Consider the following 7,300-nt stretch of genomic DNA (forward strand, 5'->3'; position numbering starts at 1 on the left):
CTCAATGCGTGGCTTTTTCGGTGCCCGCTCAAGCGATCCTGTCAGAAATGTACTCTGAGCGAAACTCTCAAGTGTTGCTGGGGAAACATAAAATGGAAGAAACAGTGTCAATCGAATTTGGTCAGTCCGTACCCCCACAGCTCTGTTCGTTGTCGGATGAAGAATTTCTGCAGGCGATTCAATGGAAGGCAAAGCCGACCGGTGATTTAATGAAGGGGGCCGTGGCGGGAGATTTGAGTCGATTCAGCAAAGGGTTATGTTCGCGCCTCAAAGAAATTTCTAAGCAGAAGAAACGGGGCAAATATGCTTCCGAAATGCTGTGGGCTGCTCTCTGGTCTGAAGAGGCTGTGGAAGAAACCTGCCGCACTTCCGATTTAATCAATCTGGTCAAGTCGGCCAGAGAGTTACCGGAAAAGATTCAAAAGGCATCCAAAAACGGAAAGCGAAAAACGACACCGAAATTGAGCTGGGACGAAGTCAGCCGCCTGCTGGTGGGCTGGCTGGATCAGGTGACGGTTGCGGAACCGATGCGGCCTTACGAGTTATTACTGTTGATCGAATTACTTGAAAATATCGGGTTTCGATTAGCCCCTTCGACATTGGTGAGCGTCTGGCGTCATTGTCTGTTCGCCGCTGTCTCGTTGTGTTTCAATCTGGAAGAGACCGACTTTTCAGAGACCTCTGAAGATCAGGTGATTCTGATATCTGCCGAATTGCCGTGGCGGTCAGGTTTTCTGTTCTCGGAAATTTCCGGAGCAAAAAACTTTCGCCAACTGGGACAACAAAATCTGCGCGATTGTTTTTTTGACCGCACAGATACTGACGGCACCCCCCATGCGGAGATTCTTCCCCGCCTGGATTTCTGGTTAGCTCCATTGACGCGAGCATTATACATCGGCCAAGTCTGGGAGAAGCCGGTCTGGGACAAGGAAGCGCGAGATCGGTTCCAGTTATCGATTGAAAGACTTATTGCTGCGTGTGATGTTTCTGGGAAATTGGGCCTTTCTCCGATCCATGCGGTAGCGCATCATATCCTGCTGGCTTTAGCCGCTTATTTTGCGGGGCTCCCCAGCAGAAGCGCGGAGAGGAAGTATTTGAAAGCACTGGCATCCGAAAAAAAACGTTCCCGTTTCTTGATTCAATCGGCTGGCTGTCCTGCACATCAGTCTGACTGGTCTGAATGGGCAGTCCTGCGGAATTACTGGTCGGATTCTTCAAATCTGCTGGTTGTAACCTGGAATGGTGATTTACCTGTGCTGAGTCTGTCTGCGATGGGCAAGTTGTTGTTCGAAGGCCGCTGGGAATTTTCATTGACTGTTGACGGTCAGTCTGTTTCAGGCGATGGCGAATGGAGTGCTGTCTGCTGGAATTCCGATGAGGATGCAGATTATTTAGAACTGCATATGGAACTGGAGTCGGGATACAAACTGGAACGCCAGATTCTGTTGCCGCGCAATCAGCATTTTGCCTTCCTGTCTGATATTGTGACGGGAACGGAACCCGCGAATCTCGAGTATCGTTCCCTGATTCCGGTGACTCCGGGAATTGCAGGCACACTGAATGGTGAGACCCATGAGTTATCGCTCAAAACCAAAGGCTTGTCTGCGCGTGTCTTTCCGATCGGACTGACCCAGGAGCGGGATTTCTTTAAGCCCGGCAGTCTGACATTGAACGATCAGAGTCAGCTCGTCTTGCATCAGCAAGTCTCGACAGCGAACGCCCTTTATGCTCCGTTGATTATAGATTGGGAACCAGATTTGAAGCGGAAACCGGCGGACTGGACCAATCTGACCGTGAGCGAGGGGGGCAAAATCTCTGCCCGAGACGAAGCCTCCGGGCATCGTCTGCGAATTGGTGCACATCAGTTGTTGGTCTATCGCAGTTTGCAGAAAGGCGAACATGCGCGTGCGGTTTTGGGACATAATACCCATTATGAATCCGTGATCGGGCGATTTGATACGAATGGCGATTTAACGCCGTTACTGTTCGTCGAGTAGTTGACGCGAAATAACATGAATTCTCTCTTTCTCGATTGGCAGGGTACTCAGAGCCGATGAGAATTCTTACAATGGAGTTTGCGAAAGCGTTCGTCCTCCTGTTTGCAGGCTGCGCTGGTTTTGTTCAATAGAATACGCGTCCTGGAAATTGACTGCGTGTGATTGCCTGTGACGGGGAAGTTCAGCAGTTTCTGTTACACATTGAGAATACGGGTTGTAGTGGAAATCAAATGAGTTCAGGGTGTTGTGACGGTTTCAGGTCATAAGAGGTTCTTGTTGTCATGGTAATACGAGAATTCAAATTGCAGGACCAGGAGGCTGTTATAAACCTGTGGGAAGAATGTAATCTGGTAGTGGCTTGGAATGATCCCTTAAAGGATATTCAAAGAAAAATAAAAGTGGATCCGGATCTCTTTCTGGTTGGTGAGCTTTCCGGCTCGATTGTGGCGACAGTCATGGGAGGTTATGAAGGTCATCGAGGCTGGATCAACTATCTTGCTGTTTCCCCCAGCTATCAGAGAAAAGGTTTTGGACGTAAAATAATGGAATTGGTTGAGTTACGAATTAAGGAAAAAGGGTGTCCTAAAATTAATTTGCAAGTTCGTGAGTCAAACAAAGAAGTCATCGCATTTTACGAAGCAATTGGATACGGCAATGATCATGTAATCGGACTTGGCAAGAGGCTTGAACACGATGATTAGCCTGAATTCAGGTTGTATCTCCAAAGCCGTTTGAACTGGGTATAAATAGTGTTGAACCTGATACGATTAAATTGAACGCGATCTGGAAGCAGTCTTTTGGCAGGGTTCGTATCGCGATCGATGCCAGTCAGAATTCCGTTTTCCTGAAGCGATCACAATTAAGAGAAGAATCATGTCTGAAGATGTATTTGCAGCCCTGGAAGAATTACAGCAGCAATCTCCGGAAGCCGTGCTGGAACGGCTGATCGAAACGTTAACTGCGCAGAAAAATTATCATCGCCTGTTTGATGCCTTGCTGATGAAAAAGAAGCAGTCGATGGGGCTTGAACTGCTGCAGCCGACTTCGTTTGATTATGTTCCCGAAGAACAGAAAAAAGAGTTCGAGCTGGCCTATATCGAAGCTGCCCGCGAAGTCGGCAGTCTGTTCCTGGTAGAAAAACTCTACGCCGATGCCTGGCTGTATTTTCAGACGATTCAGGAACCGGATCTGGTTGCCGCCGCGCTGGACAAAATCAATCCGCGCACCATTCCCGAAGGCAAGTCCGAAGAGCTGATTCAGGTTTGCGTGTATGAAGGCGCAAATCCGGAAAAAGGGTTTGAAATCATGCTGCAGGTGAATGGCATCTGTAATACAATTACCGTTTTCGATCAAATGAATGCGCAGTTCAACCCGGAAAGACGACAGAAGATCGCGCGGTTACTGGTCGATCAGCTTTATGGTGATCTGGTTCAATCCCTGCAGTACCAGGTTCAGCAGAAACTTCCCATGGCGCCGCCGGCTGACAATCTGCGGGAGTTGATGGCCGGCCGGGACTGGATGTTTGAAGGGGGCAGTTACCATATTGACGTTTCACATTTGAATTCGGTCGTGCGCTTCGCCCGACTTTTGTCGGACGATGATCCGAGTATGCCGAAAGTGATCGAACTCTGCGAATACGGTTCCCGCCTGGATCAACAGTTTCAATATCCGGGTGAAAGTCCGTTTGAAGATTTTTATCCGGCCCATCTGAATTTTTTCAAAGCGCTGGTAGGGAATGAGAATGATCGCAGCCTGGGGGTTGCTTATTTTGAAAAGAAGCTTGAGCTGGAACCGGATGATGAAGACAAGCAGATGATTGCCTATGTTTTGATCGATCTGCTGACGCGCGTCAACCAGAATGATCGGGCCATCGAACTGGCGGAAACCTATCTGAGCCAGTTTGAAGATCCGAATACATTTTCCTTTACCGATTTGTGCCGGAAAACAGACCATCTGGAAGTCTTGCAGAAAGTCGCCCGCGGCAAAGGGGATCTGGTGACCTTTGCGGGAGCCCTGCTGGATGCACAGAGTCAAACGCAGACTCAGGAATCTTAATCACAGCACATGTAAATGAGACTTCCGCATGTCCCACCTGCCCCTTAACCGTGCTGCCTGGAATCGGTTGGCAGAGATCCGCAGCCAGTTTACGAAGGTTGCCACCGATGAAGAGTGCCGCGCGCCTTTGAAAACACTGGATTCCCGCGGCTGGCTGCCTGCTTCCGTCGAAGGGAAACAGGTGCTCTGTCTGGCTTCGGGAGGCGGCTGGCAGTCGATTCTGTATGCTTCCGCCGGGGCGCAAGTGACGGTCGTTGATCTGAGCAATAAGATGTTGCAACTGGACGAACAGGAAGCGCGGCGGCGGGGACTGCAGGTGCGGATTCTGGAAACGTCAATGGATGATTTGTCTGCGCTGCGCGAATCCCAGTTCGATATTGTGCATCAACCCGTGAGTACCTGTTATGTTCCGGATGTGGAAGCCGTCTACCGGGAAGTGTCGCGTGTGATGCGACCGGGGGGGCTGTATATCAGCCAGCATAAAACTCCCACCAGTTTGCAGATTACGAATCGGGATCAGCAGAATACGTATGTGATCGGTCTGGAATACTATCAGCAGGGACCTTTACCCAAAGGGGACGACCGTTCGTATCGGGAAGAAGGCGCGACCGAATATCTGCATCGCTGGGAGCAACTGACAGGCGGTTTGTGCAGACAGGGTTTTGTGATCGAGGATTTGCGTGAGCCGGTTCGCGCCGACCCGAGTGCCCCGGTAGGGCACTTTCGCCATCGAGGACGTTACGTCGCGCCTTACGTACGAATTAAAGCGCGACGTGTGGAGCATCCTGCGCATGGTGAAAGTCCGGCTGCGATCTGGGTTCCTTAAGAGGTCTTGCTGTTATTCACCGTCATAGTGAATAAGAGAAAAGACATCGCAGCCATTCATTTTGTCGCGTGCCTTCAAAAAGGTCAGTTCAATCAGAAACGCACAGCCAATAATTTCCGCTTTCGAATGTTTCGCCAGCTCAATGCAGGCCAGAATTGTGCCTCCGGTGGCGAGCAGGTCATCGACGATCAGCACGCGATCGTCGGCATGAATGGAATCGGTGTGCATTTCCAGTGAATCAGAGCCGTATTCCAGTTCGTAATGGAAAGCCCTGGTTTCAAAAGGGAGTTTCCCCGGTTTACGAATGGGAATGAATCGTGCGCCCAGAGCGAGCGCGAGCGGCGCTGCGAAAATGAAGCCACGGGCTTCGGCTGCGAGGATTGCCGTGATCTGTTTGTCACGGTAGTAATCAGTCAGGCGGTCGATGACTTCCTGAAAGGCGGCCGGCGCGGCTAACAGGGGCGTAATATCCCGGAAAAGGATTCCCGGTTTGGGAAAGTCAGGGATTTCGCGAATATAATTTTTCAGATTGAGTTGATCATTCATTCTCGGGACTGGCTTTCTGGGAGTCTGTTGTGGCTTGTTCTGCCGGAACCGGTTTCGGCAGATTGGCGAGATTTTCTTTAGCGAGGTTTACAATTTTCTGAACTTGTTCATTCTGCTCCTGTTCGTATAACACGATCAGTGCTTTCCAGACGGCGGCTGCTTCTTTGTAGTTCTTTTCGTTAACCAGGGCGTCGGCTTTTGCCATTGATTGAGTCAGCATGATAAATCGTTCGGCTTTGTTGCGCGGGTCCTCACGAATATCATTAAGCATCTGTAAAGCGAGGTCGCGCATTTCTTTCTGATCGGGTTTTTCGGGCAGGACATCGACTAAAGCCGACAGAATGATTTCAGCCTGAACTAAATTGCCGGTTTCCATATAATGCTGTGCCAGGGTAATAAAACGCTGTGGCTCATTTTGCGGTCCGGTGCGCGATCTGCGTTTGGCAGTGATGCCTGCTCTGGAACGAATTTCATAAGTTTTAATTTTTTTGAGTTCCGGCTCCACGTTAGTTTTCCATTGATCAGGATCTGCTTCCAGAAGCGGCAGCAGATATTTATCGCGGGCGGTATACCATTCGGGGTTTTCAGGTTGTTGCAGAATAATCTTTGCTTGAGTAAACATTTCCTGTGGAGAAAGCTCACGCTCCTGAAACCAGTAGTAACCGCCCAGCAGCAGGACTGTGAGAATTCCAACTAAGAACCACGTATTGTCGAACAGTCGGCTCAGTCGTGATCCCGTACTTTCCGATTCGAGTTGCGCCCGCATTAAACCCTGCATCAGGGTTCCCGTGCCGGCTACGTGTTCGGAAGCCGATTGCACGACGGTGGGAGTGACGGATGCTGCGTTTGTTCCTGAAAGCGCATAGGTATCTTCAGAGGTCGACATTTCATATTTGTTCAACACATCCTGCAGGCGGCGGGAGAGAACATAAGCATCCGGGAATCGTTTCTGGGGATCTTTTTCCAGAAGTTGACAAACGATTTCTTCGAGCCAGATCGGGAGATCATCAACGTATCTTCCGGGCCGATCAAACTGACCATACCTCTGTTTTTGAATAATGGCCAACATGGTTTTGCCGCTAAAGGGAGGTCTCCCGGTGAGCATGACATACATCACGGCTCCCAGAGAATACAGGTCACTCTGTCGTGAGACGCGTTTCCCTTCGGCCTGTTCAGGAGACATGTATTCCGCGGTGCCAATAATCCCGCCGGTGACTGTCAGCTTTTCCGTCGCAAACAACTGCGCGACACCGAAGTCAGCCAGCTTGACGGTACCGTCGTCTTTCAACATCAGATTGGAAGGTTTCAGGTCTCGATGAATGATGCCGGCGTCGTGCGCCGCTTTCAGAGCCGAGCAGATCTGGATAGAAATATCGACGACGGTTTTCCAGTCGATGCGTTTTTCGCGTCGGAGCCGTTTGGTTAATGTTTCACCATCGACGTATTCCATTACATAGTAGTAGATCTCATTTTCAACGCCGCTGTCATAAAATTCAATCACATACGGATTGTGCATTTTTTTCAGGGCTTCGATTTCGCGGTGAAATCGCTCGACAAAACCGGCTTCCCGCGCGAGCACGCCCGGCAGGATTTTGATGGCAACCTGTTGATCGGTGTGGACATTGGTGGCAAGATAGACGGAGCCCATGCCGCCGGCACCTATTTTTTTGCCGATCAAATATTCGCCCAGCCTGTCCGGTGCCGCTTCGTGTTCGTGCGTGTTCAAAGTTGCTTCTCGATATTGAAAAAAATCGCCGTTGTTTGTGGCGTTGTCGCAGAGAATCGTAGATTAAATGTTGTACAGTGTCAGAGGACAGGCAGAAGTCTATAATCTGATCGGTAATTCGGTAAGTGAATTCTAATACTCTCTATTATG

General features: G+C 49.9%; 6 protein-coding genes. 4 read left to right on the forward strand and 2 right to left on the reverse strand.

Features of this window, described 5'->3' with window-relative positions:
- The first annotated feature begins 104 nt into the window (after positions 1–104).
- The 4 genes from Q0294_RS07225 to Q0294_RS07240 all read left to right on the forward strand — a co-directional run bounded on the left by Q0294_RS07225 (position 105) and on the right by Q0294_RS07240 (position 4,878).
- Entirely contained in the window at positions 105–1,997 is a 1,893-nt protein-coding gene (locus tag Q0294_RS07225) for a hypothetical protein (protein ID WP_299462570.1), read from the forward strand.
- Positions 1,998–2,278: 281 nt separating this feature from the next.
- On the forward strand, positions 2,279–2,698 hold the full coding sequence (locus tag Q0294_RS07230) for a GNAT family acetyltransferase (RefSeq protein WP_299462573.1): 420 nt from the start codon (positions 2,279–2,281) through the stop codon (positions 2,696–2,698).
- Positions 2,699–2,870: 172 nt separating this feature from the next.
- Positions 2,871–4,052, forward strand: a complete 1,182-nt coding sequence (locus Q0294_RS07235; RefSeq protein ID WP_299462576.1) for a hypothetical protein — start codon at positions 2,871–2,873, stop codon at positions 4,050–4,052.
- Between the two features lie 28 nt (positions 4,053–4,080).
- Positions 4,081–4,878 (forward strand): class I SAM-dependent methyltransferase, encoded by a 798-nt coding sequence (locus Q0294_RS07240; RefSeq protein ID WP_299462579.1) that lies wholly within the window; start codon positions 4,081–4,083, stop codon positions 4,876–4,878.
- Positions 4,879–4,890: 12 nt separating this feature from the next.
- Here Q0294_RS07240 and Q0294_RS07245 read toward each other — a convergent pair whose 3' ends face one another.
- Both Q0294_RS07245 and Q0294_RS07250 read right to left on the reverse strand, forming a co-directional pair.
- Entirely contained in the window at positions 4,891–5,424 is a 534-nt protein-coding gene (locus Q0294_RS07245; RefSeq protein ID WP_299462582.1) for an adenine phosphoribosyltransferase, read from the reverse strand.
- Entirely contained in the window at positions 5,417–7,150 is a 1,734-nt protein-coding gene (locus Q0294_RS07250; RefSeq protein ID WP_299462585.1) for a serine/threonine-protein kinase, read from the reverse strand. Before Q0294_RS07250 ends, Q0294_RS07245 begins: the two co-directional genes overlap by 8 nt.
- Positions 7,151–7,300 lie beyond the last annotated feature (150 nt).

Origin of the sequence: uncultured Gimesia sp., from assembly GCF_937919775.1 — a bacterium.
Lineage (GTDB): Bacteria > Planctomycetota > Planctomycetia > Planctomycetales > Planctomycetaceae > Gimesia.

What these genes read in the sequence shown, in the direction of transcription:
- Q0294_RS07235 (WP_299462576.1), top strand. Translation starts at nt 2,871, where the DNA reads ATGTCTGAAGATGTATTTGCAGCCCTGGAAGAATTACAGCAGCAATCT.
- Q0294_RS07240 (WP_299462579.1), top strand. Translation starts at nt 4,081, where the DNA reads ATGTCCCACCTGCCCCTTAACCGTGCTGCCTGGAATCGGTTGGCAGAG.
- Q0294_RS07245 (WP_299462582.1), bottom strand. Translation starts at nt 5,424, where the DNA reads ATGAATGATCAACTCAATCTGAAAAATTATATTCGCGAAATCCCTGAC.
- Q0294_RS07230 (WP_299462573.1), top strand. Translation starts at nt 2,279, where the DNA reads ATGGTAATACGAGAATTCAAATTGCAGGACCAGGAGGCTGTTATAAAC.